This window comes from Bradyrhizobium zhanjiangense, assembly GCF_004114935.1.
Classification (GTDB): Bacteria; Pseudomonadota; Alphaproteobacteria; order Rhizobiales; family Xanthobacteraceae; genus Bradyrhizobium; species Bradyrhizobium zhanjiangense.
This window is the reverse complement of record NZ_CP022221.1, coordinates 7,420,266-7,445,385: the sequence shown is the minus strand read 5'-3', so window position 1 is coordinate 7,445,385 and position 25,120 is coordinate 7,420,266. Positions and strand designations below refer to the sequence as shown.

The following is a 25,120-nucleotide window of genomic DNA, read 5'->3' as shown; positions in this document are numbered from 1 at the left end:
ATGGATTCCAAGATCATGACCGCGCTTGGCGACCGCGTGCTGGCGCTCGGGCCCAAGCCTGCGACCGACGGTCCCTACAAGCACTTCAAGCTGACACGCGATGCCGATGGTGTCGCCTGGCTGCTGTTCGACCGCGCCGAGACAAGCGCCAACACGCTGTCCTCGGATGTGATGGAAGAGTTCGACGCTGTGCTCGCGGCGATCGAGACCGAGCGTCCCGCCGGCCTCGTGATCCGCTCGGCCAAGCCGTCCGGTTTCATTGCGGGCGCCGACGTCAACGAATTCCGCGGCGCCAGCGATCCCGACATGGTGGAGACGCGCATCCGCGCCGCGCATGCGGTGGTCGACCATCTGGAAGCCCTGAGGCTGCCGACGGTGGCGGTCATCCACGGCTTCTGCCTCGGCGGCGGCCTCGAGGTTGCGCTCGCCTGCCAGACTCGCATCGCCATCGAGGGGGCGCGGTTCGGCTTCCCGGAGGTGATGCTGGGCTTGCATCCCGGCCTCGGCGGCACCGCGCGCTTCACCGCGCTGGTCAATCCGACGCAGTCGATGACCCTGATGCTGACCGGGCGCACCATCGATGCGCGCCGCGCCAGATCACTCGGCCTCGTCGACACCGTCACGCAGGAGCGCCACGTCCACAACGCCGTGAAGGACGCGCTGTTCGGACGCCTGAAGCGGGCGCGGCCGGGCTTGCTGACGCGCGCGGCGGGTTTCGGCTTCGTGCGCGGGCTGCTCGCCAAGCGCATGCGCTCGGAGGCGGCGAAGGCGGCGTCCCGCGAGCACTATCCCGCGCCTTACGCGCTGATCGATCTCTGGGAGACCCATGGCGGCAGCAAGATCGCGATGCTGAGGGCCGAGCAGGCGTCATTTGCCAAGCTGATGGTGACGCCGACCGCACAGAACCTGATCCGCGTGTTCTTCCTGCGCGAGCAGATGAAGAAGGCGGCGGGCAGCGGCAATGCCGTCAAGCATGTCCATGTCATCGGCGCCGGCGCCATGGGCGGCGACATCGCGGCCTGGTGCGCGGGGCAGGGACTGCGCGTCTCGCTCGCCGACATGAAGGCGGAGCCGATCGCCGGCGCGGTGAAGCGCGCCAACGAGCTCTACGGCAAGATCATCCGCAAGCCGACCGACGTGCGCGACGCACTCGATCGCCTCATCCCTGACATGGACGGGGAAGGCGTGCGCAACGCCGATCTCATCATCGAGGCCGTGCCGGAAAAGTTAGAGCTGAAGCAGAAGGTCTATGCCGGCATCGAGCCGCGGATGAAGCCGGGCGCGATCCTTGCGACCAACACCTCGAGCATTCCGCTCCAGGATCTGCGGACGACGCTGGCGCGGCCGGAGCGGCTGGTCGGCCTGCACTTCTTCAATCCGGTGTCGCGGCTGCAACTGGTCGAGGTCGTCAGCCATGACGGCAATGACCCGCAAGTGCTGAAGGAGGCGCTCGCCTTCGTCGGTGCGATTGATCGCCTGCCGCTCGCCGTGAAGAGCTCGCCCGGCTTCCTCGTCAACCGCGCGCTGACGCCGTACATGCTGGAAGCGATGGTGATGCTGGACGAGAAAACCGATCAGCGGCTGATCGACGCCGCGGCCGAGCAGTTCGGCATGCCGATGGGACCGATCGAGCTGGCCGACCAGGTCGGGCTCGACATCTGTCTCGACGTCGGCGACATGCTGCGCACCAAGTTCGGCGATCTCTTGCCGCCGACGCCGGCCTGGCTGCGCGAGAAGGTCACCAAGGGTGAACTCGGCCGCAAGAGCGGCAAGGGTTTTTATGTCTGGAAGGACGGCAAGGCGGAGAAGGCACAGCGTCCCGAGACCGGTCCGCGCGTCACCGACCAGATGATCGATCGCCTGGTGCTGCCGATGTCCAATGTCTGCGTCGCGGCGCTGCGCGAAGGCATCGTCGACAATGCCGACGCGGTCGATGGTGCCATGATCTTCGGCACCGGTTATGCACCGTTCCGTGGCGGTCCGCTGAACTATGCGCGCACGCGCGGCGTGGAGAATGTCGTATCCACCTTGCGCGCACTGGCCGAGCGATTCGGCGAGCGCTTCGCGCCAGATCCGGGCTGGGACAATTTCAAGTGAGACAGGCATGAACGAACAAGCCATGACCGGGCCGAGCGGCGATCTCTGCATCCGCACGCTGGCGATGCCCGCCGACACCAACGCCAATGGTGACATCTTCGGCGGCTGGCTGCTCAGCCAGATGGATGTCGGCGGCGGTGTGTTCGCCTCGAAAGTCGCGAAGTCGCGCACGGTGACTGTCGCGATCGAAGCGATGAATTTTCGCAAGGCGGTCTATGTCGGCGATCTCGTGTCCGTCTACGCCAATCTCGTGCGCGTCGGCCGCACCTCGCTCACCGTGCATCTGGAAGCCTGGGCGCTGCGGCGCGGCGAGGAGCATCCGTTCCTCGTCACCGACGGCAACTTCACCTACGTCTCGATCGACGAGCACGGCCGCCCGCAGGCGGTTCGCGCGACCGACACGAGGATCGCGACGTAATCGCGCGCGACGCTCTGCCTCATCTCACGAAGATGTGCAGCACCGCCAAACGCGGCGCGACGAAGTCATCGCGTCGCGCCCTCGCCAAGAACCAGTCAAGAACCAGTCATAAAACGGATGAGGTCCCAGCGTACTCAATTACGTGTCGATTCGGGGTGGAAACGGTCTCAAATGCCTGAGGAACCTTTGGGCAGGAGCATCGTTATTTGCCCGCACTGAGGAATCCACGGACCATGCCGGATAGCTACATCATCGAAGTCGACTCGCAGACCGCAGGTATCGTCGTTCGTTCTTCCGGAGGCTACTGCTTCTTCGCTTCATCCCACCGCTTCAACCGCCTCGAAGGTCAACTCTTCCGCAACGCCCGCGAAGCCGAGCGCGCCGCGCGCAAGCTGATTAACGGCGATGAGAAGGAGGCGGCGTAAGCGCCGCACTCGTCATTCTGGGGCGCGCGAAGCGCGAGGTCGGAATTTTTTGCCGAGCACACAGCTGCCTTTCCTTCTCCCCTTGCGGGAGAACGTGGCATAGGCCGACTTCAGCCGCCGTTCTTAAGAGAACGCCGAAGCAAAGCTTCAGCTATGGCGCCGGATGAGGGTTCTATCGGCAATTGAAAAGCGAGAGAATGACTCGCTGAAGCATACCCCTCACCCGTCTCGCCTCGGCGCGGCGTGAGCCACCCTCTCCCGCAAGGGGAGAGGGTAAGAACTGCATCACAACTTCGTCGCTGCCCGCGAGAGCAGCTTCCAGTCGTCGCCCTGCTTCTGCCAGTTCATCAGGATATGAAGATTGGTCGACACTTTTTTCCCATCGGCTGCCATCTCCTGCTCGCCGAGCCAGTGGAAACGGACGATCGCCGCAGGGCCGACGACCTTGATGGTCGGGTCCTTGTATTCGATCGATAGGAATTTCGACTTGCCGTCGGTGGCATTGGCGATGAAGGTCGCCTTGTCCTCGACCTTGCCGCTGGAATGGCTGTAGCTGAGATCGTCCCAGCACAGTGCGCCGAGCGCCTTCGGGTCGGCCGCGATCTGGGCGAGACGAAAGGCCTCCACCTTCTTCGCCACGGCCTCTTCGTCTGCCGAGGCAGCGAACGCCGGTGTGGTGAGAGCGAGCGCGGAGACGGCGAGAGTCGAGAGAGCCAGATCGCGTCGGTTGATCGTCATCGTTTCCTCCTTTTTGATCTTGCGACGAGTGTTGCAGCCGCGCGCGACTTTGTCGAGTGTCGCATTGTCGTCATGTGGATGCTCATTGCGCGTGCGAGGCCGTATTGATACGTCTTTCGCATTGATGCGCTGCGCATGTGGGAAAGTACGGAAATGATCGAGGTCAAAAGGCAAGCGATGGGCAGGGCGTTGCTATTCGACATCGACGGCACGCTGGCCGATACGGATCCGCTTCATCGCGAGGCCTTTCACCGCGTGTTCGCCCCGCGCGGCCACGTCGTGGATGATGAGCGCTTCAAGCGCGAGCTTCAGGGCTTTTCCAATGTTTCGATCGGGGAGCGATTTCTGCCAGACGAATCGCCGGAACGGCGGCTCGCGATCCTCGGCGAGAAGGAGGCGATCTTTCGTGATCTGGTGGCCGGGCAGATCGCGCCGATACCGGGGCTGATGGCGCTGCTCGACCGTGCGGATGGCGCCGGCATCCCTATGGTCGCCGTGACCAACGCGCCGCGGCTCAACGCCGAGCTGCTGCTCTCGGGCCTCGGCATCACCGAGCGGTTCAAGGCAATCGTGATCGGCGACGAGCTGCCGCACGGCAAGCCGCATCCGCTGCCCTATCAGGAAGGGCTGCGTTTCGTCGGCGCCAGCGCGCCAGCCTCGATCGCATTCGAGGATTCACGCTCCGGCGTGCAATCGGCCGCGGCGGCCGGCATTCCCACCATCGGGCTGCGCACCACGCTCAGCCATGCTGACCTCGTTGCGGCCGGCGCGGTCGCTTCCGCCGGTGCGTTCGACGATCCGGAGCTGCTTGCGCACCTCGCAGCCGCGATGGCGTGGTGAAGATCCTTGTCCGTTAACCGTGATCACGCATTGACCGGACGCGTGAACCGCCGCACCATGCAGCTTCCTGATGTGAGGCCCTTGCCGTGACCGGACTGACCCATCGCCAAGCCGAAATCCTCAACATCGCGCGCGCCTCGGGCCGCGTCATGGTCGAGGAGCTCGCGCGCCGGTTCGAGGTTTCCGCGCAGACCATCAGGAAAGATCTCAACGATCTCTGCGAGCGGAGATCGCTGACCCGCATCCATGGCGGCGCCATCATCGCCTCGGGCGTCGAAAACCTCGCCTATGAGGCGCGCCGCTTCGTCGCCGCCGACGAGAAGAAGGCGATTGGCGCCGCCGCCGCCTCGCTGATCCCGAACGGCTGTTCGCTGTTCATCAACATCGGCACCACCACCGAGGAGGTCGCGAGCGCGCTGACCTCGCACGAGGATCTCCTCGTCATCACCAACAATCTCAACGTTGCCATGCTGCTCTACCGCCATCCCCGCATCGAGGTGGTCGTCGCCGGTGGCACGGTGCGGCGCGCCGACGGCGCGGTGGTCGGCTCGACCGCGACGCAGCTGATCGGCCAGTTCAAGGTCGACTATGCCATCATCGGTGCGTCCGCGATCGATGAAGAGGGCGCTTTGCTCGACTTCGACTATCGCGAGGTGCAGGTGGCGCAGGCCATCATCGCCAATGCCCGCAGCGTCATGCTGGTCGCCGATTCCACAAAGCTGCGCCGCAGCGCGCCGGTGCGCATCGCGCACATCACCCAGATCCAGACCTTCGTCACCGACCAGGAGCTGCCCGAGCGCCTCGCCACCATCTGCCACAGCAAGGGCATCGAGGTGGTCGAAGCGATGCCGAAGGAGGTGAGGGAGATCGATGAGGCCCAGGCCGATGCGCAGGACGCCGCGCCTGAAGCGGCGCCGGTGGTCAGGCTGCGATAGTGCCTTAGGCGTCGCCCCACGGGTTGAGCAGCGGAACGCCGGTAGGTTCGAAATCCCCGACGTTGCGCGTAACGATCGTCAAGCCGTGAACAAACGCGGTTGCCTCAATAAGAGCGTCGCGTTCGGCCCGCGGGTTGGGAACGTGAAGTTGTGCGCAGCGCTGCGCCACGGCCGTGTCGATGGCCAGGATTCGGTCTTCAAAACGAGCCAGAATATGATTGTCGATCCAAGCGCGCAGAATGGCTCCTTGCGTGGTGTCTTTGCGCTCGATAAGGCGTGCGCCAAGTTCGATTTCGAGTATCGAGATGACGGATATGAAGAAGCTTGCCGCCGGAATTGAACTGGCCCAGGCGGCGACGTTGCGATGAGCTTTATCTGGTCGCCTCAGTTCGGAAATGACATTGGTGTCCAGCAGAAACATCAGTCGAGATCGGCCGGCTTGAAGATCCCACCGGCAATGCGCGGCGCATCGAAATCGAAGTCCGTTCCGGCCTGCGCCAAGGCTTCGGCAAGGCTCATGTGCCCGCCAGTTAGGCGCAAATAATCTTCGATCGTCAGCAGGACATGGGCCGGGCGGCCGCGGTCCGTAATAAAGACCGGTCCCCGCGAAGCCGCTTTTTTTGCGCCGCTGGTATCGTGATTGAACTCTCGGCTGGTGAGAGTGGTCACCATTGCTTGCACCTCCTGGCCGGGGCTTCGCCGGTACAAATCTTATGTAGGCATGTTACTACATTCAAGCCGTCAACGCATTTACTGGTAGCTCGATTCCCCGCTCCATTTCAGTGAGTCCTGCCTTGGGTCTCCGCTAAGTTGCGGCTTGTCCCTCGCAACGCCCACAAAAAATGTTCCGCTTTCACTTCCTTTCGCCTCTCTTTCATCTTGCTTTCGTTTTGTGGTGTGATCTAATCAAAAACGAAAGTAGCCGCTCGATGGAACGGGCGGTCTTCGGGGGATGCGTCTGTTGGAGCGTATTTTCGACCTCGCCATCATCGGAGGCGGTGTGAACGGCTGCGGCATCGCGCGCGATGCGGTGGGCCGCGGCAACACGGTTTTCCTATGCGAAATGAACGATCTGGCGAGCGGGACGTCGTCCTGGTCGACCAAGCTGGTGCATGGCGGCCTGCGCTATCTCGAATATTACGAATTCCGCCTGGTCCGCGAGGCGCTGATCGAGCGCGAGGTCCTCTGGGGCATCGCGCCCCACATCATCCGCCCCCTGAGGTTCGTCCTGCCGCATCACGCCGGCCTGCGCCCGGCCTGGCTGCTGCGCCTCGGCCTTTTCCTCTATGATCACATCGGCGGCCGCCACCTGTTGCCCGCTACGCGCACGATCGATCTCCGACGCGACGAGGTCGGCCGCCCGCTGATCCCGAACCGCTACTCCCGCGCATTCGAATATTCCGACTGCTTCGTCGATGACGCCCGCCTCGTCGTGCTGAACGCGCGCGATGCCGCCGACAAGGGCGCCGAGATCCGCACCCGCACCCGCGCGACCGAGATCCGCCAGTCCGACGGCATCTGGACCGTGAGCATGGTCGACACGCTGACTGGCGCGCGCTCGTCGATCCAGGCGCGCGCGCTGGTCAATGCCGGCGGTCCTTGGGTCGAGGACGTGCTCGGCCGCGGCGCCGGCGTCAACGCGAAGGCCAAGGTACGCCTGGTCCAGGGCTCGCACATCGTGGTCAAGAAGCTCTACGACCACGACCGCGCCTACATGTTCCAGAACGCCGACGGGCGCATCATCTTCGTGATCCCGTACCAGGACGATTTCACGCTGATCGGCACCACCGACCGCGACTATGACGGCGATCCCGCCAAGGTGAAGGCGACACCTGAGGAGATCCAGTATCTTTGCGCTGCCGCCAGCGAATATCTGGCCAAACCGGTCACGCCAGAGGACGTGGTCTGGACCTATTCCGGGGTGCGCCCGCTCTATGACGACGGCGCCAGCGAAGCCAAGGCCGCAACCCGCGACTATGTGTTCGAGCTCGACACACCCGGCGGCGTGCCGCTGCTGTCGATCTATGGCGGCAAGATCACGACCTACCGCCGCCTCGCCGAAGAGGCGCTGGAACGGCTCGCCCCCTATCTTCGCAGCGCGAAAGCGCGCGAGGGCTGGACCGGCAAATGGCCACTGCCCGGCGGCGACATGAACGTATCCGACATCGACGGCCTGATCGCCGAGCTCCAGCGCGGGTATCCCTTCCTCAGCCACGAGCATGCGCGGCGCCTCGCCCGCGCCTACGGCACAAGGGCGATCAAGCTGCTCGGCGATGCGAAATCGGCCGCCGATCTCGGCCAGGCCTTTGGCGCGACGCTGACCGAGCGCGAGGTCCGCTATCTCATGGCCAATGAATGGGCCGTCACCGCCGACGACATCGTCTGGCGCCGGTCCAAGCTCGGCCTGCGACTATCTGCCGACGAGATCGCGGCGCTTGACGACTGGATCAGGACCAACGCCGTGCCGCAAACTCCCCTGCTGGAAGCGGGAGGGCGCTCATGACCGTGACACTCGATCACGTGACCCGGACTGTCGAAGGCGTCCCGCACATCCGCGACGTCTCGCTGACGCTCGAGAGCGGAACCCTCAACGTGCTGCTCGGCCCGACGCTGTCAGGCAAGACCTCGATCATGCGGCTGCTCGCCGGCCTCGACAAGCCGACCACGGGCAAGGTGCTGGTCAATGGCAAGGACGTCACCGGCGCCGATGTGCGCCAGCGTTCGGTCGCGATGGTCTATCAGCAGTTCATCAATTACCCCTCGCTCACGGTCTATGAGAACATCGCCTCGCCCTTGCGTGTGCAGGGCAAGCCGCGCGATGAGATCGAGGCGCGTGTTGCGGAGGCTGCAAGACTGCTCCGCCTCGAGCCGTTCCTGAAGCGCACGCCGCTCCAGCTCTCCGGCGGCCAGCAGCAGCGTACCGCGATCGCGCGCGCACTGGTCAAGGGCGCCGATCTCGTGCTGCTCGACGAGCCGCTCGCCAATCTCGATTACAAGCTGCGCGAGGAGCTGCGCGCCGAGCTGCCGCGCATCTTCGAGGCTTCCGGCGCGATCTTCGTCTATGCCACGACCGAGCCGACCGAGGCGCTGTTGCTCGGCGGCAATACGGTGTGCATGTGGGAGGGCCGGGCGCTTCAGATGGGCGAGACCGCCAACGTCTACCGCCGCCCGCAGACGCTCCGCGTCGCGCAGGTGTTTTCGGATCCGCCGCTGAATCTCGTCGGTCTCGAGAAGAAGAACGGCTCCGTGCAATATGCCGGCGGCACGACCTCACCGGCCTCGGGGCTCTATGCCGGCCTTGCCGACGGCGCCTATCGCGTCGGCTTCCGCGCGCATCAGCTCGCCCTTGCCAATGGCGAGGCCGACCGCCACGCCTTCCATGCCACGGTGACGGTGACCGAGATCACCGGTTCGGAGAGTTTCGTGCATCTGACCCGCGACGGATTGAATTGGGTGGCGGTGCTGCACGGCGTGCACGAATTCGAGCCGGGCCAGACCATCGATGCCGTGCTCGATCCCAATGACATCTTTGTCTTCGACGCGGCCGACCGGCTCGTCGCGGCTCCTGGCATAGCGTTTTCAAGCGAAGTGCGTAGCGGTTCGCGTGAAGAAAACGCGTCAAACAGAAAAAGCTCTTGAGGGAGGTGCGACATGGCCCGCATTGACCTCGTCGATCTCGCGCACTCCTACGGCGGCAATGATGCCGCGCCGGAAAGCTTCGCGCTGAAGCCCGTCACCATGACCTGGCGGCAGGGCGGCGCCTATGCGCTGCTCGGGCCGTCCGGCTGCGGCAAGACCACGCTGCTCAACGTCATCTCCGGCATCATCACGCCCTCGCGCGGAAGGATCATGTTCGACGGGGTGGACATCACACCGCTGTCAACCCAGAAGCGCAACATCGCCCAGGTATTCCAGTTTCCGGTGATTTACGACACCATGACGGTGGGGCAGAACCTGGCGTTTCCGCTGAAGAACCGCGGCGTGCCGAAGGCCGAAATCGACAAGCGCGTTGCCGAGATCGGCCGCCTGCTCGATCTCGAACCCTATCTGAACCGCAAGGCGACGCGGCTCACGGCCGACGCCAAGCAGAAGATCTCGCTTGGCCGCGGCCTCGTCCGCTCCGACGTCGCCGCCGTGCTGTTCGATGAGCCGCTGACGGTGATCGATCCGGAGCTGAAATGGCAGCTCCGCTCCAAGCTGAAGGCGCTGCATCGCGAGCTCGATCTCACGATGATCTACGTCACCCATGACCAGACCGAGGCGCTGACCTTTGCCGACACCGTGGTCGTCATGCATGACGGCCGCGTGGTGCAGAGCGGCACGCCGGCCGAACTGTTCGACAAGCCGGCGCACACCTTCGTCGGCTATTTCATCGGCTCGCCCGGCATGAACATCCTGCCCGCGGAGGTGAGGGGACGCGAGGCGCGGATCGGCGGCCATGTCATCGCGCTCAACCGCAGCTACGACAATCTGCCTTCGGGCGCGAAGATCGAGATCGGCGTCCGTCCCGAATTCGTCGAGGTCGTCGCGCCCGCGCCCGACCTGCTCACCGCGAAGATCGAGCGCATCGACGATCTCGGTCGCATCCGTTTCGCGCGAGCGCGGCTCGGCGACGCAAAGCTCGCGGCGCGCGCCCCTGGCGGCTTCACCAGCCCGGATGGCAACGCCGGGCTGCAATTCGATCCGTCGCATGTCCACGTCTATGCCGACAGCCTTCTGGTGGAGGGAGCCGCCTGATGGACAAGACCGTCAACCAAAAAGCCTGGTTCCTGGTGCTGCCGGTGTTCCTGGTCGTCGCCTTCTCGGCGGTGCTGCCGCTGATGACGGTGGTGAACTATTCGATGCAGGACACCTTCGGCAACAACCAGTTCTTCTGGAACGGCGTCGGCTGGTTCAAGGAGCTGCTCGATCCTTCGACCGATCTCGGCGGCCGCTTCCTCGCCTCGCTCGGCCGCAATCTGTTTTTCTCGCTGGTGATCCTCGCCATCGAGGTGCCGCTCGGCATCGTCGTCGCGCTGTCGATGCCGCGCGAGGGCTGGACCGTCGCGGCCTGCCTCGTGATCCTCGCGCTGCCGCTATTGATTCCGTGGAACGTGGTCGGCACGATCTGGCAGATCTTCGGCCGCCCGGACATCGGCCTGCTCGGCTATGTTCTCAACGCGATGGGCTTCGACTACAATTACGTCTCCAACGACATCGACGCCTGGGTCACCGTCATCGTGATGGATGTCTGGCACTGGACCAGCCTCGTCGCGCTGCTCTGCTATGCCGGCCTGAAGTCGATTCCCGAAGCCTATTACCAGGCCGCCCAAATCGACGGCGCCTCGCGCTGGGCCGTGTTCAAGGCGATCCAGCTGCCGAAGATGAACCGCGTGCTCTTGATCGCTGTGCTGTTGCGCTTCATGGACAGTTTCATGATCTACACCGAGCCCTTCGTCGTCACCGGCGGCGGGCCCGGCAACTCCACGACCTTCGTGTCGATCGAGTTGGTCAAGATTGCGCTCGGCCAGTTCGACCTCGGCAAGGCCGCCGCGCTGTCGCTGGTCTACAATCTGATCATCCTGATCGTTTGCTGGATCTTCTACACCGTCATGACCAATGCCGGCGTCGAACGCAAAGTCCAGGCGGAGAGCGAGCCGGCGGTGGAGCCCAAGCCTGTGGCTGGGCTCAAGCCCGTGCCCGCGCTCAAGCCTAAGGAAGGAGTGGCCTGATGCATTCGATCCCCGGCCGCCGCCTCGTCATGGGGCTGTTCCTGATCTTCCTGTTGTTGCCGATCTACTGGCTCGTCAACATGAGCTTCAAGACCAACAGCGAGATCGTCTCGACGATGACGCTGTGGCCGCACACCCCGACGCTGCAGCACTACAAGCGCATCTTCACCGACGAGAGCTGGTATTCCGGCTATATCAACTCGCTGGAATACGTCGTCCTCAACACCATCATCTCGATCGCGGTGGCGCTGCCGGCGGCCTACGCGTTCTCGCGTTACCGCTTCCTCGGCGACAAGCACCTGTTCTTCTGGCTCTTGTCGAACCGCATGGCGCCGGCCGCGGTCTATGCGCTGCCGTTCTTCAACCTCTATTCGGCGATCGGCCTGTTCGATACGCCCTGGGCGGTCGCGCTGGCGCACTGCATCTTCAACGTACCGCTGGCGGTGTGGATCCTCGAAGGCTTCGTCTCCGGCGTGCCGCGCGAGATCGACGAGACTGCCTTCCTCGACGGCTATTCGTTCCCGCGCTTCTTCATCAGGATCCTGGTGCCGCTGATCGCGAGCGGCATCGGCGTCGCCGCGTTCTTCTGCTTCATGTTCTCCTGGGTCGAGCTCCTGCTCGCACGCACGCTGACCTCGGTGCAGGCCAAGCCGATCGCCGCGATCATGACGCGCACGGTGTCGGCCGCCGGCATGGACTGGGGCCTGCTCGCCGCCGCCGGCGTGCTCACCATCATTCCGGGCGCGCTCGTGATCTGGTTCGTCCGCAACTATATCGCGCGCGGCTTTGCGCTCGGTCGCGTGTAAGGAGGCGACCATGGAATCAATCGCATGGATGGCCTGGACGCTGCCGACCGCGATCTTCTTCGCCGCGCTCGCCTGCACGCTGGCCGTGATGACGTGGCTTGCCGCGGTCTATCCTGAGGCCGAGCGCGTCGGCGTACTCAGCATTCCGACCACGCGCGGCGACCGCCTGTTCATCTCGCTGATCGCGGCCGCCGTCATTCACCTCGTGTGGATAGGCCTCGTCGGCACCGATGCGATCGCCACGCTGCCGATCGGTGAGGAGGGTTTTGAGATCTCGAGCCTGTGGCTCGCGTCAGGAATTTCGCTGGCCACGGCCGTGCTCATTTTCCGCACGGTCTGAAGCTCGCGAAGGGACGGCCAGATCCGGGACCAACCCGGGCCTGTATAAAAGTTTGTCGCTGCAACGGAGGAATAACATGCGACAGTTTAGGAGAAGGAAAGGTCCATTGACCAAGAATAGCTTTCTGACCATGTCCAGCGTCGCCGCGATTGTTGCGGTGTCGTTCGCTGTCTCGGCGCCGGTTCGCGCCGCCGACGACGCCGTGATCCAGAAGTGGATCGCGGAATTCCAACCCTCGACGCTGTCGAAGGAAGACCAGAAGAAGGAGCTGGAATGGTTCGCCAAGGCCGCCGAACCCTTCAAGGGCATGGAGATCAACGTCGTCTCCGAGACCATCACGACCCACGAATATGAATCGCAGACGCTGGCCAAGGCGTTCTCCGAGCTCACCGGCATCAAGCTCAAGCACGACCTCATCCAGGAAGGTGACGTCGTCGAGAAGCTCCAGACCCAGATGCAGTCGGGCAAGAACGTGTATGACGGCTGGATCAACGATTCCGACCTGATCGGCACGCACTTCCGCTACGGCCAGACCATCGTGCTGTCGGATTACATGACCGGCGAGGGCAAGGACGTCACCGATCCCATGCTCGACGTCAACGACTTCATTGGCAAGTCGTTCACCACGGGGCCGGACGGCAAGCTATATCAGCTTCCCGACCAGCAGTTCGCCAACCTCTACTGGTTCCGCTACGACTGGTTCACCAATCCCGACTACAAGGCCAAGTTCAAGGCCAAGTATGGCTACGAGCTCGGCGTGCCCGTGAACTGGTCCGCCTATGAGGACATCGCCGAGTTCTTCACCAACGACATCAAGGAGATCAACGGCGTCAAGGTCTACGGCCATATGGATTATGGCAAGAAGGACCCTTCGCTCGGATGGCGTTTCACCGACGCCTGGCTGTCGATGGCCGGCAACGGTGACAAGGGCATTCCGAACGGCCTGCCGGTCGACGAGTGGGGCATCCGTATGGAAGGCTGCCGTCCGGTCGGCTCCTCGGTGGAGCGTGGTGGCGACACCAACGGCCCGGCCGCGGTCTACTCGATCACCAAGTATCTCGAGTGGCTGAAGAAGTACGCGCCGCCGCAGGCGCAGGGCATGACCTTCTCGGAGGCGGGCCCGGTGCCGGCGCAGGGCAACATCGCCCAGCAGATGTTTTGGTACACCGCCTTCACCGCCGACATGGTGAAGCCGGGTCTGCCGGTGGTGAACGCGGACGGTACGCCAAAATGGCGCATGGCTCCGTCGCCGCATGGCTCGTACTGGAAGGAAGGCATGAAGCTCGGCTACCAGGACGCCGGCTCCGCGACGCTGCTGAAGTCGACCCCGGCGGACCGCCGCAAGGCAGCCTGGCTCTATCTCCAGTTCATCGTCTCCAAGTCGGTGAGCCTGAAGAAGAGCCATGTCGGTCTCACCTTCATCCGTGAATCCGACATCTGGGATAAGTCCTTCACGGAACGTGCGCCGAAGCTCGGCGGCCTGATCGAGTTCTACCGTTCGCCCGCCCGCGTGCAGTGGACCCCGACCGGCAACAACGTGCCCGACTATCCGAAGCTCGCGCAGCTCTGGTGGCAGAACATCGGCGATGCGTCGTCCGGTGCGAAGACGCCGCAAGCCGCGATGGATGCCCTTGCGGCCGCCCAGGACTCCGTCATGGAGCGCCTGGAGAAGTCCGGCGTGCAGGGCGCCTGCGGTCCGAAGCTGCACAAGAAGGAGTCGGCCGAATACTGGTTCGCCAAGGCCCAGAAGGACGGCACGATTGCGCCGCAGCGCAAGCTCGCCAACGAGAAGCCGAAGGGCGAGACGGTCGACTACGACACGCTGATCAAGTCGTGGCCGGCCACCCCGCCCAAGCGCGCGGAAGCGAAGTAAGCGGCGCGTAAGGCATCAAGCACGAAAGGCCGGGAGCGATCCCGGCCTTTCTCCTTTTTCTGGAGTTCGGCGCGCTGTCTCCACACCGTCATTGCGAGCGCAGCGAAGCAATCCAGACTGTCGCCGCGGAAGGATTCTGGTTTGCTTCGCTGCGCTCGCCATGACGAGCCTGTAGCGCGCGCCTTCACTCCTTCCGTCTCACCAGATCCTCGATCATGGCCTGCACATGTGCAAGCCACGCCCTCCGCATCTCCTGATCGGCGAGGTCGGTCTGCATGTAGCTCGACAGCGTATAGAGGTTGGCGCGGTAGAAATAGGTCAGCGATAGGATCGACAGATAAAGGTGGAGGCGGTCACAGTCCGGCCTGAACTCACGCCGCTCGATGCCGCTCTGGAGCACGCGCTCCAGCATGCTCAGTTGGGTATTGGCGAAGCTGCGGCGGATGTTGTTCTTGACGTGACGACCCTTGAAGAGATTCTCCGTAGCGAGAATGCTCAATAGCTCCGGGTGGGCCCAATAGTAGTTCCAATTGAAGGCGACGAGTGCCGCCAGCGCCTGGCGCGGGCTGGAAAAGTCGAGATCGAGCGCCTCTTCCGACGCGACCAGATCGGCATAGCAATGCTCGATGACCTGATGAAAGAGCTTCTCCTTGCTCTTGAAGTAATAATAGAGCATCCGGTCGTTGCTCTTGGCGGCCTTGCTGATGCGATCGACCCGCGCGCCGCCATAGCCTTCGCGGGCGAACTCGGCGACGGCCGCACGCAGAATGGCCTCGCGGGTCTGATCGGGCGCTCGCGTCCGTCGAACCGTTGAAGCCTTTGTCCGCTTGGCTGCCCGCTTGAGGCGCGGGCCGGCCAGTGTACGGGCTGGCAGCTCTGTATCGTTGGGCATCGCGTATCCCAGGGAATCACAACCAGCAGGATGGGGCTTGCCGTTTTTTTGGCAAGCCCGCCGATTTCTTCGCCATTGACAATCATTAGCTCTTGGTATTCGCTATGTAGTAAGTACTACATACATAAGCTGGTCCCAATGGCGGGAGGCTGATATGCGCATTTCGGCTATTGCGAAGTTCGTCGGACTTGTCCTGGCGGTGGCCTGCGGCGCAGGTCGGGCCGCAGAGCCGCCGCCGATCAGGATCGGAGAGATCTCAAGCTATTCGGCCCTCCCGCTGGGGACCCGCGGCTATCGCCAGGGCTGGGAGCTCGCGCGCGACGAGATCAACGGCAAAGGCGGCGTGCTCCGCCGCAAGCTCGAGATCATGGCCCGTGACGACGCCGGCAAACCGGACGTCGCCATCACCGCAGCCGGTCAGCTCGTCGACGGTGAGCAGGTCGACCTCCTGACGGGCACGATCCTCTCCCATGTCGGCCTCGCCGTCGCCGATTTCGCCAAGCAGAAGCGGACATTCTTCCTCGCCTCACAGCCCCTGACTGACGCCCTCATCTGGGAGAAGGGCAATCGCTATACGTTCAGGCTGCGGCCGAGCACGTATACCCAGGCGTCCATCCTCGCAAAGGAGGCGGCCAAGTTCCCCGCGCGGCGCTGGGCGACGATTGCACCGAACTACGAGTTCGGTCAGGCGGCGGTAGCGAGCTTCAAGCGCGAACTGAAGCGATTGAAGCCCGACGTCGAATTCGTCTCCGAACAATGGCCGCCGCTCGGCAAGATCGATGCCGGTGCCGTCGTGCAGGCAATGACGGGGGAGAACCCGGATGCCATCTTCAATGCGACGTTCGGATCGGACCTTGTCAAGCTCGTGCGCGAGGGATCGACCCGAAATGCGTTCGCGAACCGCGCCGTGGTAAGCATTCTCTCCGGCGAGCCGGAATATCTGGCACCGCTGAAAGATGAGGCGCCGCCCGGCTGGATCGTGACCGGATATCCCTGGAGCGAGATCAAGACGCCTCAGCATGACTCGTTCTTGAAGGCCTATATCGCTCGATTCAAGGAGCCGCCCAACATCGGCGCACTCATCGGCTACACCAACACGCTGGTTCTCGCGAAGGCGATCGAGATGGCCGGCTCCACCAAGACCGATGATCTGATCAAGGCGATGGAGCATCTGAAGGTCGACACGCCGGTGGGGCCGATCGCCTTCCGTGCGATCGACCATCAATCCACCATGGGCGTCTATGTCGGCAGGCTCGCAGTACGGGACGGCCAGGGCGTGATGACCGACTGGCGCTATGTCGACGGCGCCGACTACCAGCCCGCCGACGCCGAGGTGATGGCCAAGCTCAAGAACTAGAGGTGCCGCATGAACCTGCTCGCTCCCCGCAATACCTGGTACCCGCTGACATGGTCGCGCAACATCACGCGCACGCTGTCGCGCCACCGCATTCTCGGCATGGACCTTGTCGTCTACCGCAGCGAAGCGGGTGGCGTCGTTGCGCTCGACGACGCATGTCCACATCGATTGGCGCCGCTGTCGATGGGCAAGCTCAAGGGCGATGCAATCGAGTGCGGCTATCACGGAATGACATTTGGGGCCAACGGGCGCTGTGTCCGGATTCCGGGTCAGCCGATGATCCCGCCGAATGCACGGGTGTCGTCCTATCCGCTCAGGGAGAAGATGGGACTGGTCTGGATCTGGCCCGGCGATCCCGCGCTCGCCGACCCGTCGCGGATTTATGATCTGCCGCAATACGGTCAGAACGACTGGCATGCGGCGGAAGGAGACGCTCTTCGAATCGAAACCAACTATCTCAACCTCGCCGACAATCTCTGCGATCCCGCGCATGTCAGCTTCGTCCACCTGTCGACGCTCGGCAATTCGGCCAGCGAAGACATTCCGGTCGAGCACACTTTTTCCGAGGATGGCGTGCTGGTGTGGCGGTGGATCAGGAACGCGCCGCCGATCCCGCTGTTCGCCAAGTACGGCAATTTCGCCGGCAATGTCGATCGCTGGCACTATTACGACTATATTGCGCCTTGTATCGCAGTGATCGATTTCGGCAGCGCGGACGCCGGCAAGATCGTCGATGCCACGGACCGAGGGAAGGGATTGCGCATCTTCGCATGCCACTTCATCACGCCGGTCGACGATCACATCTGCATCGATCACTGGCTTCATGTGCGCAATTTTGCGCTTGACGATGCCGATGTCGATCAGCGCCTGCACGCCGATTTCCGTATCGCCTTTAACGAGGACAAGGAGATTCTGGAGCGCATCGAGGAGGTCGTGCAGGCGCGCCCCAATGCCAAGACCATCCGCCTCGCCATCGATGCCGCCCCGCAGCGCATGCGTCGCATCGTGGAACGCATGGTGACTGCAGAAACTGAGACACGCGCATTGGCGTGAGTCTGCCGGCAGGTACAGGCCGGGTGCAACCCCGACCTTCTTTGTTGGTGAGCGCACCCTGCAACCGCGCCGTCATTGCGAGCGCAGCGAAGCAATCCAGAGTCTTTCCGCGGAGCCAGTCTGGATTGCTTCATCGCCAGCGCAAAATTGCTTCGCAATTTTGTCGCGAACTCCTCGCAATGACGAGCTTGTGGCACAAGCGTCCCACACATTCGGTGTCATCGCCCGCGAAGGCGGGCGATCCAGTATTCCAGAGACGGTCGTGATTGAATCGAGAAGATGCGGCGTACTGGATGTCCCGCCGGAGCCCGCCATCGGGCTCGCCGGAGGCGAGACCCGGTGGCGGGGCATGACAGCGTATGCGCCTTACTCCGCCGGCTCGGCCGCCAGCGTCGGGTAATCCGTGTACCCCTTGGCGCCGCCGCCGTAGAATGTGGCCTTGTCCCAATCGTTCAGGCCTACGCCCTGCTTCAGCCGCTCGACCAGGTCGGGGTTGGAGATGAAGGGCTTGCCGAAGGCGATCAGGTCGGCAGCGTCCGCGTCCAGCACCTTGGTGGCGAGATCGAAATCGTAGCCGTTGTTGGCGACGTAGGCGCCGGCAAAGCGCTTGCGCAAGGATGCATAGTCGAACGGCGCGATGTCGCGCGGACCGCCGGTGGCGCCCTCGACCACGTGGAGATAGACCAGCTTGAGCGCGCTGAGACCGTCGACGATGTGATCGAACAAGGCTTGTGGGTTGGAGTCGGAGAGGTCGTTGGCCGGCGTAACCGGCGAGATGCGGATGCCGGTGCGGTCGGCGCCGGCCTCAGTTGCAACCGCCTTGGAGACCTCGAGCATCAGCCGCGCGCGGTTCTCGATCGAGCCGCCATAGGCATCGGTGCGCTTGTTGGCGCCGTCCCGGGCGAACTGGTCGAGCAGATAGCCGTTGGCGCCGTGGATCTCGACGCCGTCGAAACCGGCCTCGAGCGCATTCTTCGTCGCACGCTTGAAGTCGTCGATGATCCCCGGAATTTCGGAGACCTCGAGCGCCCGCGGCTCCGAGACGTCGGCGAAGGTGCCGTTCACGAATGTCTTGCCTTTGGCGCGGATCGCGCTCGGCGCCACCGGGGCTGCGCCATTCGCCTGGAGATCGACATGCGAGATGCGGCCGACATGCCAGAGCTGGATGAAGATCTTGCCGCCGCGCTCATGCACGCGATCGGTGACCTTGCGCCAGCCGGCGACCTGGTCCTTGGAGTAGATGCCGGGCGTGTCCTGGTAGCCCTGACCTTGCTGCGAGACCTGGCTCGCTTCGGTAATCAGAAGCCCTGCGGAGGCGCGCTGGCTGTAATAATCGGCGGCGAGAGGGCTGGGCAGGAACGTGCCGGGCGCGGCACGGTTGCGCGTCAGCGGCGCCATCACCAGGCGGTTGGCCAGCGTGATCGGGCCGAGCTTGTAGGTCTCAAACAATTTGGTCGGACGGCTCATGGGGAATGTTTCCAGGCAATGAGAGGTCACGAACACTTGTGCATCGCGACATCAGGCGCAAGGGCCGAGCCATACTCAAACTGCAGGCGAGCTACGCGGCAAGGCCGCGTAGCATGATTCATGTGCAATTTCGGCCGCGGCAGGGAAATTCCGCTACGCGGCCGTGCGATTTGGCAAATCAGTTCGCGCCGAGGAAATCGCGTTTGCCGATCTCGACCCCGTTGTGGCGCAAAATGCCGTGGGCGGTCGTGGCATGGAAATAGAAGTTGGGCAGCGAGAACGCGCTCAGGAATTGCTGGCCCTTCATGGTGATGGATTTGTCCGGACCGGCCGGGAAGGTGACGTCCTTGACGTCGGCACCTTCGAACTGCTCGGGCTTGAACGACTTCACATAGTCGATCGTCTTCGCCAGCCGCTGCTTCAATTCCGCGAAGCTGGTCTCCGTGTCGGGCGTCGACGGCACGTCGCTGTGGGTCAGCCGCGCGCAGCCCTTGGTGGCGAAATCGCTGACGAGCTGGATCTGCTTCGACAGCGGCAGCATGTCCGGGAAGAGGCGGGACCCGAGCAGGACGCCGGGGTCGATCTTTTTGGCCGCGCAATGCGCCTCCGCCTTGGTGAGCAGGCCGGTGAGGCTATTCAGCATTTGCAAATAGGCGGGGACGACGGCGTCGTAGAAGGACATGTGATGCTCGCTGTGATGGTGGGAAACCTCAGGAGAAAACCTGAGCCACTCACATGGGAACGTCATGGAAAAATACAATCGCGGAAGCGGCTTGTGCGATGCGAAAATTCTCTCACACCGTCATCGCCCGGCTTGACCGGGCGATCCAGTACGCCGAGACGGCTGTGGCTGAACCGATGGGCTGCGGCGTACTGGATGCCCGCTTTCGCGGGGCATGACAGCGGATGGACCGCTATCGTAACACGCTCGCTGGCTGCGCCTGCGCCGTGCCGCCGCGCATGCGCGCCAAGAGCTCCGCGGTCGGCCAGGAATCGGCCGGCAGGCCGTATTTGATCTGCATCGCCTTCACCGCGGCGCGGCTCTGCTGGCCCAGCACGCCGTCGACCTTGCCGACATTGAAGCCGGCACGTACCAGCAATTGCTGCAATTCCTTGAGCTCGTTGAATGGCAGCTGCGCCACCGGCGTCATTGGCTTGCGCATTGGCGGGGCGCCAGCGATGCGCGAGGCGAGATAGCCCGCGGTGGTCGAATAGATCAGCGAGTTATTCCACTCGGTGTAAGCCGCGAAATTCGCATACGCTATGAAAGCCGGCCCAAAGCGCCCCATCGGCAGCAGCACGGACCCCGCGAGATTGTCATTCGGCAGCGGCCGGCCGTCGGGATAGGTCACCCCGAGCTGGGCCCATGTCGAACGCGGCTCTCGCACCGTGAGATCGGTCTTATCCCACGGCAGGTTTTGCGGCACCTTGATCTCTTCCAACCACGGCTCGCCGCGCCGCCATTTCAATCCATTGGCGATGTAATTCGCGGTCGAGCCGATCACGTCGGGTCCCGAGCGCAGCAGGTCGCGCCGCCCGTCGCCGTCATAATCGACCGCGTAGTTGACATAATGCACGGGCAGGAATTGCGTCTGTCCGAGCTCGCCGGCCCAGGAGCCGATCATCTCCTCGGGGTTCAAATCGCCGCGGTCGATGATCTTCAGTGCGGCGATGGTCTCGTTCACGAACATCTCGGAGCGGCGACAGTCATAGGCGAGCGACACCAGCGATTTCAGCGTCGGCAGATTGCCCATGTTGGCGCCGAAGTCGCTCTCCAGCCCCCAGAAGGCGGCGATCACGGCCGGCGGTACGCCATATTCCTTCTCGGCGCGCGCGAATGCGGCCGCGTATTGCTTGATGTGCTGCTGTCCGTTCTGCATGCGGTAGGGTGCGGCCATGCGGCCGGCAAATTCGGTGAAGAGCTGACCGAACACGCGCTGGCCGCGGTCACGATTGACGATGCCCTGGTCATAGACGAGATACGGCGAGGCTTCCGCGATCGTGCGCTGCGACACGCCGGCGGCCACCGCCTGTTGCTTCACGTCGGCCAGGAAGCGATCGAAGCTCGCGCCATTGTGGCACGATGCCGCGCGCGGCGAGGGCGCCTTCGGCGCCACGGGCTTGGCGGGCGTTGGCGCGAACTGGGCGGAGGCAGCAAAGGAGCACGCGACGAGAGCAATGGTCGCGATCGCACATCGGGTCAGGAGCATGAGGTTTCCGGAGGGGAGGAGGAATCTGCCGCAGTCTAAAGGAATGAAAGCGGCCGAGCCATTCCCTTCGTCAGTCCGGGCCCATTGGGTGACCCCGAATGACCTCTTCCCACAATAGCCGCGGCCCCGCGACGCACCTTGAAACCTTGCACCCGGGCCGGGGTCATCCCTACCTCAGGCTTGCCGGCCTGCAATGCCTCCAGCGGCGCGGCCGCGCCAGGAGACGGCCATGAACTATCTTCGTACCGCAATGCTGCTCGCAGGCCTCACTGCCCTGTTCATGGGCGTGGGCTATCTGATCGGCGGTGCCTCGGGCGCCATGATCGCGCTCGTCATTGCCGCCGCGACCAATCTCTTCACCTACTGGAACTCCGATCGCATGGTGCTCTCGATGTACGGCGCCCACGAGGTCGATCGTGCCAGCGCGCCGGAGCTGGTCGGTCTCGTCGCCGAGCTTGCCGGCCGCGCCGGCTTGCCGATGCCGCGCGTGTTCCTGATGGACGAGCCGCAGCCCAACGCGTTCGCGACCGGACGCAACCCCGAGAACGCCGCGGTTGCCGTCACCACGGGCCTGATGAACCAGCTCAGCCGCGAGGAGCTCGCCGGCGTGATCGCGCATGAGCTCGCGCATATCAAGAATCACGACACGCTTCTGATGACTGTTACCGCGACCATCGCCGGCGCGATCTCCATGCTGGCGCAGTTCGGCATGTTCTTCGGCGGCAATCGCGACAACAACAATGGTCTGGGCATCGTCGGCTCGATCCTGATGATGATCCTCGCCCCGCTCGGCGCCATGCTGGTGCAGATGGCGATCAGCCGCACGCGCGAATATGCCGCCGACAATCTCGGCGCGCGCATTGCGGGACAGCCGATGTGGCTGGCGTCCGCGCTGGTGAAGATCGAGGGCGCCGCGCATCAGGTGCCGAACTTGGAAGCGGAGCGAAACCCCGCAACCGCGCACATGTTCATCATCAATCCACTGTCGGGCCACGGCGTCGACAATCTGTTCGCCACCCATCCCTCGACCCAGAACCGCATCGCGGCGCTTCAACAGCTCGCGGCCGAGCTCGGCGCGCAGTCGCCGTCGGTCGGCGCCAACGAGAACTATCCGCCGCGAAGCCCATGGGGCCGCTCCTCTCCTTCACGTGGTCCTTGGGGCTGACGCGGAACCGGCTGGAATTTGCGCCAGGCTTTGTGACCTGGCGCACACAAATTCCCCGGCGCCGGTGTTAACACCCCAGCGAGACCATTGCTTCGAAAGGGGATGCGTGGCCGGACCTCAGCCGGCCAGCGTCGAAGATGACCAGAGCTGCCGTACCATTGCTGATCGTCCTGTGCGTGCTCATTGGGCTGTCCACGCACATGGTCGTCAATTGCGGCGACGAGGACGATCCCGACATCTGCTCGGCCGTGATCGGCTTCTCGCCGCTGCGCGGCTCGCTGATCGCCTTCGCCTATGAGGGCCGCGGACGGATCGCGCTGCGCCACGGCGACTTCAGGCGGGCGATCGCCGATTTCGACGAGGCCATCCACCTCAATCCCAACCGCGCCTCACTCTATCGCGACCGGGCGCTGGCGCGCCGGCAGAACGGCGACCTCGAGCTTGCGATTGCGGATTATGACGAGGCGATCGCGCATGACCCCAAGCTCGCCGGGCCCTATCACCAGCGCGGTCTCGCGCTCGCCGCCAAGGGCGATCTCGACCGTGCCATCCTGAGCTACAGCACCGCGGTCCGCCTCGATCCCTCGGACGCGCAGGCCCGCCTCGACCGGGGCTTCGCATTCCTCGCCCATGGCCAGACAGACGATGCACGTGCCGATTTCGAAGCCACGCTGGCACTGCCGCCCGGCAAGGACGCGCGCACCCGCGAAGCCGCGCGCGCCAAGCTCGCCGAGCTTTCGAATGTCGAGCCGACCCGGCTCGCCGGGCCGAGAAGGTGATGGGAGTTCTCTCCCTCTCCCCGCAAGCGGACTGCAAGCGGGCGAGGTGAAGTGCGAGCTCCGCGCCTTACTTCGCCTTCTTGGCTTTTGCCTTCTTCGCCTTGGCAGCCTTCTTCGCCGGCTTCTCTTCCTTCGCCTTCTTCTCCACCTTGGCCGCAACCGGCGTGCTGGCGGCGAGGCGCATGGCGCGGGCGTAACTGTCGGCGACGTTGTCGGCGGACATCTGCAGGCGCTTGGCGGCGGCGGTGGCCTGCTCCAGGGTGGCCTTGGCCATCATCTTGAAGCGGTCGCTAGTCTCTTTGCCCTTGGCCTTGGCCGCAAGGCCGTTGAAGCGATCCCGCCGCTCCTTGGCGCGGGTCATCAGGCCCGTATGCAGCTGTCTGGCCAGTTGCCGGATCACGACATCCAGGTCGGCGTCCGCCATGTTGTTCTATCCCCTTCGAAAACGGTATCGATGCGGGCGGGACTATGCAGATCGGGCCCTGTCTTGGCAATTGCCGCCTGCGCGTCATCCGCAGCTTCCGGCTGGCAAAACAAAAAAGCCGCGCATTTCGCGCGGCTCTGATGTGGTCTGGCGCACGACGCGCGACGTCTGCCTCACTTCAGCGAGGCGACCGGACCGCTCGAGGCTGCCGGGTCGGGATCGAAACCGAATACGCCGACCAGGTATTTGTAATAGTCCGGCATCTTCTCCTTGAGCGTCTCGCGCGACTTCGGATCGTGGAATTCGCTCTTTCCGGAGAGGAAGATGCTCGCGGTCACGGCAAAGAACTCCATGGGATTCTTCAGCGCATAGGATTCCTTGGGCAGCAGGTCCTTGGACTTGGCCAGGGCATAGTAGGCGATCACGCCCTTGTTGGCATAGCCGTCCGGCAACAGCCGCGCGTGATAGGCGTGCAGCAGCTCGTGCAGCAGCACGGCCTCCTTCTCGTAACGCATCATGTCGGGCCGCAGCATGATCACGCCGAGGCCCGAATCGACCGCGAGGTCGATGGCATTGGGATTGGTCCAGCGCTGCTTGCCGGGGTCCCAGACCGTCAGCGTCCGGGGCGCGCTGCGCTGGATGTCCGGCGTGACCCGGCCGTAGCACGCGGTCGCGGCACCTTCGTCGAGGCAGGCCAGCTCGCTCGCGACGATCGGAACGGTGTGGAAGAAGCGCAGCACGCGCGGCGACAGGCCGACGCCTTCGACGACGTCGATCTGGCTCTTCAGATTGTCGGTGAGCTTGTCGACGTCCTTGCGGTCGCGATTCTCGGACAGGTCGAACATGTAGCCGCGGTAGCTCTGGAAGCCCGGCGGCAGCGGCTGCGCTGCGTCAGTGGACGCATCGGGCGATCCGGCAATGGATGGATTGGCGAAGAGCGCGGCGACGATGGTTGCGGTCAGCAACAACGCAATGCGCATGATGAACCCCCTGATCTCACTTCGCCGGCAGGATAGGCCACCGTTGTTTGCGAAAAGTGAGTGGGGCAAGACTAAGGCACCGATGTTGAGGCGTGCTTAATCCTTGGTTGCAGATCGTGGAGGCGGATTAGGGCGGGGTTAACCAAGCGTGGATTGGCGGCGCGCTTCGGCGTAACATCCGCTCCGGGCACCAGGCCCGAAAGTCCAGACAGCCGGAAGGGGAGGATGCCATGTATGCCGCCATCCGTCAGGCCAAGGCGAAAAGCGGGAGTGCGGAAGAGCTGACGCGTCGCATCAAGGACGGCGCCGTTCCGATCATCAGCGACGTCGAAGGTTTCCGCGCCTATTACGTCGTCTATGCCGGCGACGACACGGTCACCGCGATCTCGATCTTCGACAAGTTCGAGCAGGCCGAGGAGGCGAACAAGCGCGCCATCGCCTGGATCGAGAAGGATCTCGGCCCGCTGCTCGCCGGCGACGCCCGCGCCGTGGCCGGGCCGGTGATCGTGCATACGCTGGCGTAGGCCCTTCGTCATTGCGAGGAGCCCGCGACAAAATTGCGAAGCAATTTTGCGCTGGCGACGAAGCAATCCAGGCTGTCACCGCGGAG

At 63.8% G+C, this 25,120-nt stretch carries 26 protein-coding genes; 17 read left to right on the top strand and 9 right to left on the bottom strand.

What is annotated here, in order from left to right; genetic code table 11:
* The 3 genes from XH85_RS35775 to XH85_RS35765 all read left to right on the top strand — a co-directional run bounded on the left by XH85_RS35775 (position 1) and on the right by XH85_RS35765 (position 2,940).
* A complete protein-coding gene (locus tag XH85_RS35775; protein WP_164939187.1) occupies positions 1-2,097 on the top strand; it encodes a 3-hydroxyacyl-CoA dehydrogenase NAD-binding domain-containing protein in 2,097 nt (698 codons plus the stop codon).
* Between the two features lie 7 nt (positions 2,098-2,104).
* Positions 2,105-2,515, top strand: a complete 411-nt coding sequence (locus XH85_RS35770) for an acyl-CoA thioesterase (protein ID WP_091898051.1) — start codon at positions 2,105-2,107, stop codon at positions 2,513-2,515.
* Positions 2,516-2,748: 233 nt separating this feature from the next.
* The gene (locus tag XH85_RS35765; protein WP_091898053.1) at positions 2,749-2,940 is read left to right on the top strand and encodes a hypothetical protein; all 192 of its coding nucleotides are present in this window, start codon (positions 2,749-2,751) and stop codon (positions 2,938-2,940) included.
* 285 nt (positions 2,941-3,225) lie between these two features.
* Here XH85_RS35765 and XH85_RS35760 read toward each other — a convergent pair whose 3' ends face one another.
* On the bottom strand, positions 3,226-3,678 hold the full coding sequence (locus XH85_RS35760) for a nuclear transport factor 2 family protein (protein ID WP_091898055.1): 453 nt from the start codon (positions 3,676-3,678) through the stop codon (positions 3,226-3,228).
* A 153-nt stretch (positions 3,679-3,831) separates the two neighbouring features.
* Between XH85_RS35760 and XH85_RS35755 the strand changes: the two genes are divergently transcribed.
* Both XH85_RS35755 and XH85_RS35750 read left to right on the top strand, forming a co-directional pair.
* The gene (locus XH85_RS35755) at positions 3,832-4,518 is read left to right on the top strand and encodes an HAD family hydrolase (protein WP_128935653.1); all 687 of its coding nucleotides are present in this window, start codon (positions 3,832-3,834) and stop codon (positions 4,516-4,518) included.
* 86 nt (positions 4,519-4,604) lie between these two features.
* The gene (locus XH85_RS35750; RefSeq protein ID WP_091898058.1) at positions 4,605-5,453 is read left to right on the top strand and encodes a DeoR/GlpR family DNA-binding transcription regulator; all 849 of its coding nucleotides are present in this window, start codon (positions 4,605-4,607) and stop codon (positions 5,451-5,453) included.
* Between the two features lie 4 nt (positions 5,454-5,457).
* Here the strand turns inward: XH85_RS35750 and XH85_RS35745 are convergent, their stop codons facing one another.
* Both XH85_RS35745 and XH85_RS35740 read right to left on the bottom strand, forming a co-directional pair.
* Positions 5,458-5,874, bottom strand: a complete 417-nt coding sequence (locus XH85_RS35745) for a type II toxin-antitoxin system VapC family toxin (protein ID WP_128935652.1) — start codon at positions 5,872-5,874, stop codon at positions 5,458-5,460.
* Entirely contained in the window at positions 5,874-6,125 is a 252-nt protein-coding gene (locus tag XH85_RS35740) for a type II toxin-antitoxin system prevent-host-death family antitoxin (protein WP_128935651.1), read from the bottom strand. Before XH85_RS35740 ends, XH85_RS35745 begins: the two co-directional genes overlap by 1 nt.
* Before the next feature lie 280 nt (positions 6,126-6,405).
* Between XH85_RS35740 and glpD the strand changes: the two genes are divergently transcribed.
* From glpD to XH85_RS35705, 7 genes are all read left to right on the top strand, one after another.
* Positions 6,406-7,956, top strand: coding sequence for a glycerol-3-phosphate dehydrogenase (gene glpD / locus XH85_RS35735; RefSeq protein WP_128935650.1), 1,551 nt, complete (start codon positions 6,406-6,408; stop codon positions 7,954-7,956).
* Positions 7,953-9,092, top strand: a complete 1,140-nt coding sequence (locus XH85_RS35730; protein ID WP_128935649.1) for an ABC transporter ATP-binding protein — start codon at positions 7,953-7,955, stop codon at positions 9,090-9,092. Before glpD ends, XH85_RS35730 begins: the two co-directional genes overlap by 4 nt.
* Positions 9,093-9,104: 12 nt before the next feature.
* On the top strand, positions 9,105-10,190 hold the full coding sequence (locus tag XH85_RS35725) for an ABC transporter ATP-binding protein (RefSeq protein WP_091898068.1): 1,086 nt from the start codon (positions 9,105-9,107) through the stop codon (positions 10,188-10,190).
* On the top strand, positions 10,190-11,164 hold the full coding sequence (locus tag XH85_RS35720) for a carbohydrate ABC transporter permease (protein WP_128935648.1): 975 nt from the start codon (positions 10,190-10,192) through the stop codon (positions 11,162-11,164). The genes XH85_RS35725 and XH85_RS35720 overlap by 1 nt, the downstream gene beginning before the upstream one ends.
* Positions 11,164-11,970, top strand: a complete 807-nt coding sequence (locus tag XH85_RS35715) for a carbohydrate ABC transporter permease (protein ID WP_128935647.1) — start codon at positions 11,164-11,166, stop codon at positions 11,968-11,970. Before XH85_RS35720 ends, XH85_RS35715 begins: the two co-directional genes overlap by 1 nt.
* Before the next feature lie 10 nt (positions 11,971-11,980).
* Positions 11,981-12,310 carry a DUF2160 domain-containing protein gene (locus tag XH85_RS35710; protein ID WP_128935646.1) on the top strand — a complete coding sequence of 110 codons (330 nt, stop codon included), beginning with the start codon at positions 11,981-11,983 and terminating at the stop codon, positions 12,308-12,310.
* A 130-nt stretch (positions 12,311-12,440) separates the two neighbouring features.
* A complete protein-coding gene (locus XH85_RS35705; RefSeq protein ID WP_164934424.1) occupies positions 12,441-14,183 on the top strand; it encodes an ABC transporter substrate-binding protein in 1,743 nt (580 codons plus the stop codon).
* Between the two features lie 184 nt (positions 14,184-14,367).
* On the opposite strand, the gene XH85_RS35695 is transcribed toward XH85_RS35705, so the two are convergent.
* Positions 14,368-15,075 carry a TetR/AcrR family transcriptional regulator gene (locus XH85_RS35695; protein WP_128935643.1) on the bottom strand — a complete coding sequence of 236 codons (708 nt, stop codon included), beginning with the start codon at positions 15,073-15,075 and terminating at the stop codon, positions 14,368-14,370.
* Positions 15,076-15,235: 160 nt separating this feature from the next.
* Between XH85_RS35695 and XH85_RS35690 the strand changes: the two genes are divergently transcribed.
* Together XH85_RS35690 and XH85_RS35685 are read left to right on the top strand one after the other, a co-directional pair.
* Complete coding sequence (locus XH85_RS35690) at positions 15,236-16,432, top strand: ABC transporter substrate-binding protein (protein ID WP_420837923.1); 1,197 nt, start codon at positions 15,236-15,238, stop codon at positions 16,430-16,432.
* A 9-nt stretch (positions 16,433-16,441) separates the two neighbouring features.
* Entirely contained in the window at positions 16,442-17,485 is a 1,044-nt protein-coding gene (locus XH85_RS35685) for an aromatic ring-hydroxylating dioxygenase subunit alpha (protein WP_128935641.1), read from the top strand.
* Between the two features lie 366 nt (positions 17,486-17,851).
* Here the strand turns inward: XH85_RS35685 and XH85_RS35680 are convergent, their stop codons facing one another.
* From XH85_RS35680 to XH85_RS35670, 3 genes are all read right to left on the bottom strand, one after another.
* Complete coding sequence (locus XH85_RS35680) at positions 17,852-18,952, bottom strand: alkene reductase (protein ID WP_128935640.1); 1,101 nt, start codon at positions 18,950-18,952, stop codon at positions 17,852-17,854.
* 178 nt (positions 18,953-19,130) lie between these two features.
* A complete protein-coding gene (locus XH85_RS35675; RefSeq protein ID WP_128935639.1) occupies positions 19,131-19,634 on the bottom strand; it encodes a DUF1993 domain-containing protein in 504 nt (167 codons plus the stop codon).
* Between the two features lie 232 nt (positions 19,635-19,866).
* Entirely contained in the window at positions 19,867-21,162 is a 1,296-nt protein-coding gene (locus XH85_RS35670) for a lytic murein transglycosylase (RefSeq protein WP_128935638.1), read from the bottom strand.
* Positions 21,163-21,391: 229 nt separating this feature from the next.
* On the opposite strand from XH85_RS35670, the gene htpX reads away from it, so the two are divergent.
* Both htpX and XH85_RS35660 read left to right on the top strand, forming a co-directional pair.
* The gene (gene htpX / locus XH85_RS35665; RefSeq protein WP_128935637.1) at positions 21,392-22,327 is read left to right on the top strand and encodes a zinc metalloprotease HtpX; all 936 of its coding nucleotides are present in this window, start codon (positions 21,392-21,394) and stop codon (positions 22,325-22,327) included.
* 137 nt (positions 22,328-22,464) lie between these two features.
* Complete coding sequence (locus XH85_RS35660; protein WP_128935636.1) at positions 22,465-23,106, top strand: tetratricopeptide repeat protein; 642 nt, start codon at positions 22,465-22,467, stop codon at positions 23,104-23,106.
* A gap of 67 nt (positions 23,107-23,173) precedes the next feature.
* Here XH85_RS35660 and XH85_RS35655 read toward each other — a convergent pair whose 3' ends face one another.
* Complete coding sequence (locus tag XH85_RS35655) at positions 23,174-23,530, bottom strand: hypothetical protein (RefSeq protein ID WP_091898092.1); 357 nt, start codon at positions 23,528-23,530, stop codon at positions 23,174-23,176.
* 173 nt (positions 23,531-23,703) lie between these two features.
* Positions 23,704-24,510 carry a hypothetical protein gene (locus tag XH85_RS35650; protein WP_128935635.1) on the bottom strand — a complete coding sequence of 269 codons (807 nt, stop codon included), beginning with the start codon at positions 24,508-24,510 and terminating at the stop codon, positions 23,704-23,706.
* 230 nt (positions 24,511-24,740) lie between these two features.
* On the opposite strand from XH85_RS35650, the gene XH85_RS45540 reads away from it, so the two are divergent.
* Positions 24,741-25,034, top strand: coding sequence for an antibiotic biosynthesis monooxygenase (locus XH85_RS45540; protein ID WP_018648871.1), 294 nt, complete (start codon positions 24,741-24,743; stop codon positions 25,032-25,034).
* Positions 25,035-25,120 lie beyond the last annotated feature (86 nt).

Excerpts from the sequence above, each read along its gene's own strand:
- XH85_RS35775 (WP_164939187.1), top strand. The coding sequence starts at position 1 with ATGGATTCCAAGATCATGACCGCGCTTGGCGACCGCGTGCTGGCGCTC.
- XH85_RS35770 (WP_091898051.1), top strand. The coding sequence starts at position 2,105 with ATGAACGAACAAGCCATGACCGGGCCGAGCGGCGATCTCTGCATCCGC.
- XH85_RS35765 (WP_091898053.1), top strand. The coding sequence starts at position 2,749 with ATGCCGGATAGCTACATCATCGAAGTCGACTCGCAGACCGCAGGTATC.
- XH85_RS35760 (WP_091898055.1), bottom strand. The coding sequence starts at position 3,678 with ATGACGATCAACCGACGCGATCTGGCTCTCTCGACTCTCGCCGTCTCC.
- XH85_RS35755 (WP_128935653.1), top strand. The coding sequence starts at position 3,832 with ATGATCGAGGTCAAAAGGCAAGCGATGGGCAGGGCGTTGCTATTCGAC.
- XH85_RS35745 (WP_128935652.1), bottom strand. The coding sequence starts at position 5,874 with ATGTTTCTGCTGGACACCAATGTCATTTCCGAACTGAGGCGACCAGAT.
- XH85_RS35740 (WP_128935651.1), bottom strand. The coding sequence starts at position 6,125 with ATGGTGACCACTCTCACCAGCCGAGAGTTCAATCACGATACCAGCGGC.
- glpD (WP_128935650.1), top strand. The coding sequence starts at position 6,406 with ATGCGTCTGTTGGAGCGTATTTTCGACCTCGCCATCATCGGAGGCGGT.
- XH85_RS35730 (WP_128935649.1), top strand. The coding sequence starts at position 7,953 with ATGACCGTGACACTCGATCACGTGACCCGGACTGTCGAAGGCGTCCCG.
- XH85_RS35725 (WP_091898068.1), top strand. The coding sequence starts at position 9,105 with ATGGCCCGCATTGACCTCGTCGATCTCGCGCACTCCTACGGCGGCAAT.
- XH85_RS35720 (WP_128935648.1), top strand. The coding sequence starts at position 10,190 with ATGGACAAGACCGTCAACCAAAAAGCCTGGTTCCTGGTGCTGCCGGTG.
- XH85_RS35715 (WP_128935647.1), top strand. The coding sequence starts at position 11,164 with ATGCATTCGATCCCCGGCCGCCGCCTCGTCATGGGGCTGTTCCTGATC.
- XH85_RS35710 (WP_128935646.1), top strand. The coding sequence starts at position 11,981 with ATGGAATCAATCGCATGGATGGCCTGGACGCTGCCGACCGCGATCTTC.
- XH85_RS35705 (WP_164934424.1), top strand. The coding sequence starts at position 12,441 with ATGTCCAGCGTCGCCGCGATTGTTGCGGTGTCGTTCGCTGTCTCGGCG.
- XH85_RS35695 (WP_128935643.1), bottom strand. The coding sequence starts at position 15,075 with ATGCCCAACGATACAGAGCTGCCAGCCCGTACACTGGCCGGCCCGCGC.
- XH85_RS35685 (WP_128935641.1), top strand. The coding sequence starts at position 16,442 with ATGAACCTGCTCGCTCCCCGCAATACCTGGTACCCGCTGACATGGTCG.
- XH85_RS35680 (WP_128935640.1), bottom strand. The coding sequence starts at position 18,952 with ATGAGCCGTCCGACCAAATTGTTTGAGACCTACAAGCTCGGCCCGATC.
- XH85_RS35675 (WP_128935639.1), bottom strand. The coding sequence starts at position 19,634 with ATGTCCTTCTACGACGCCGTCGTCCCCGCCTATTTGCAAATGCTGAAT.
- XH85_RS35670 (WP_128935638.1), bottom strand. The coding sequence starts at position 21,162 with ATGCTCCTGACCCGATGTGCGATCGCGACCATTGCTCTCGTCGCGTGC.
- htpX (WP_128935637.1), top strand. The coding sequence starts at position 21,392 with ATGAACTATCTTCGTACCGCAATGCTGCTCGCAGGCCTCACTGCCCTG.
- XH85_RS35660 (WP_128935636.1), top strand. The coding sequence starts at position 22,465 with ATGACCAGAGCTGCCGTACCATTGCTGATCGTCCTGTGCGTGCTCATT.
- XH85_RS35655 (WP_091898092.1), bottom strand. The coding sequence starts at position 23,530 with ATGGCGGACGCCGACCTGGATGTCGTGATCCGGCAACTGGCCAGACAG.
- XH85_RS35650 (WP_128935635.1), bottom strand. The coding sequence starts at position 24,510 with ATGCGCATTGCGTTGTTGCTGACCGCAACCATCGTCGCCGCGCTCTTC.
- XH85_RS45540 (WP_018648871.1), top strand. The coding sequence starts at position 24,741 with ATGTATGCCGCCATCCGTCAGGCCAAGGCGAAAAGCGGGAGTGCGGAA.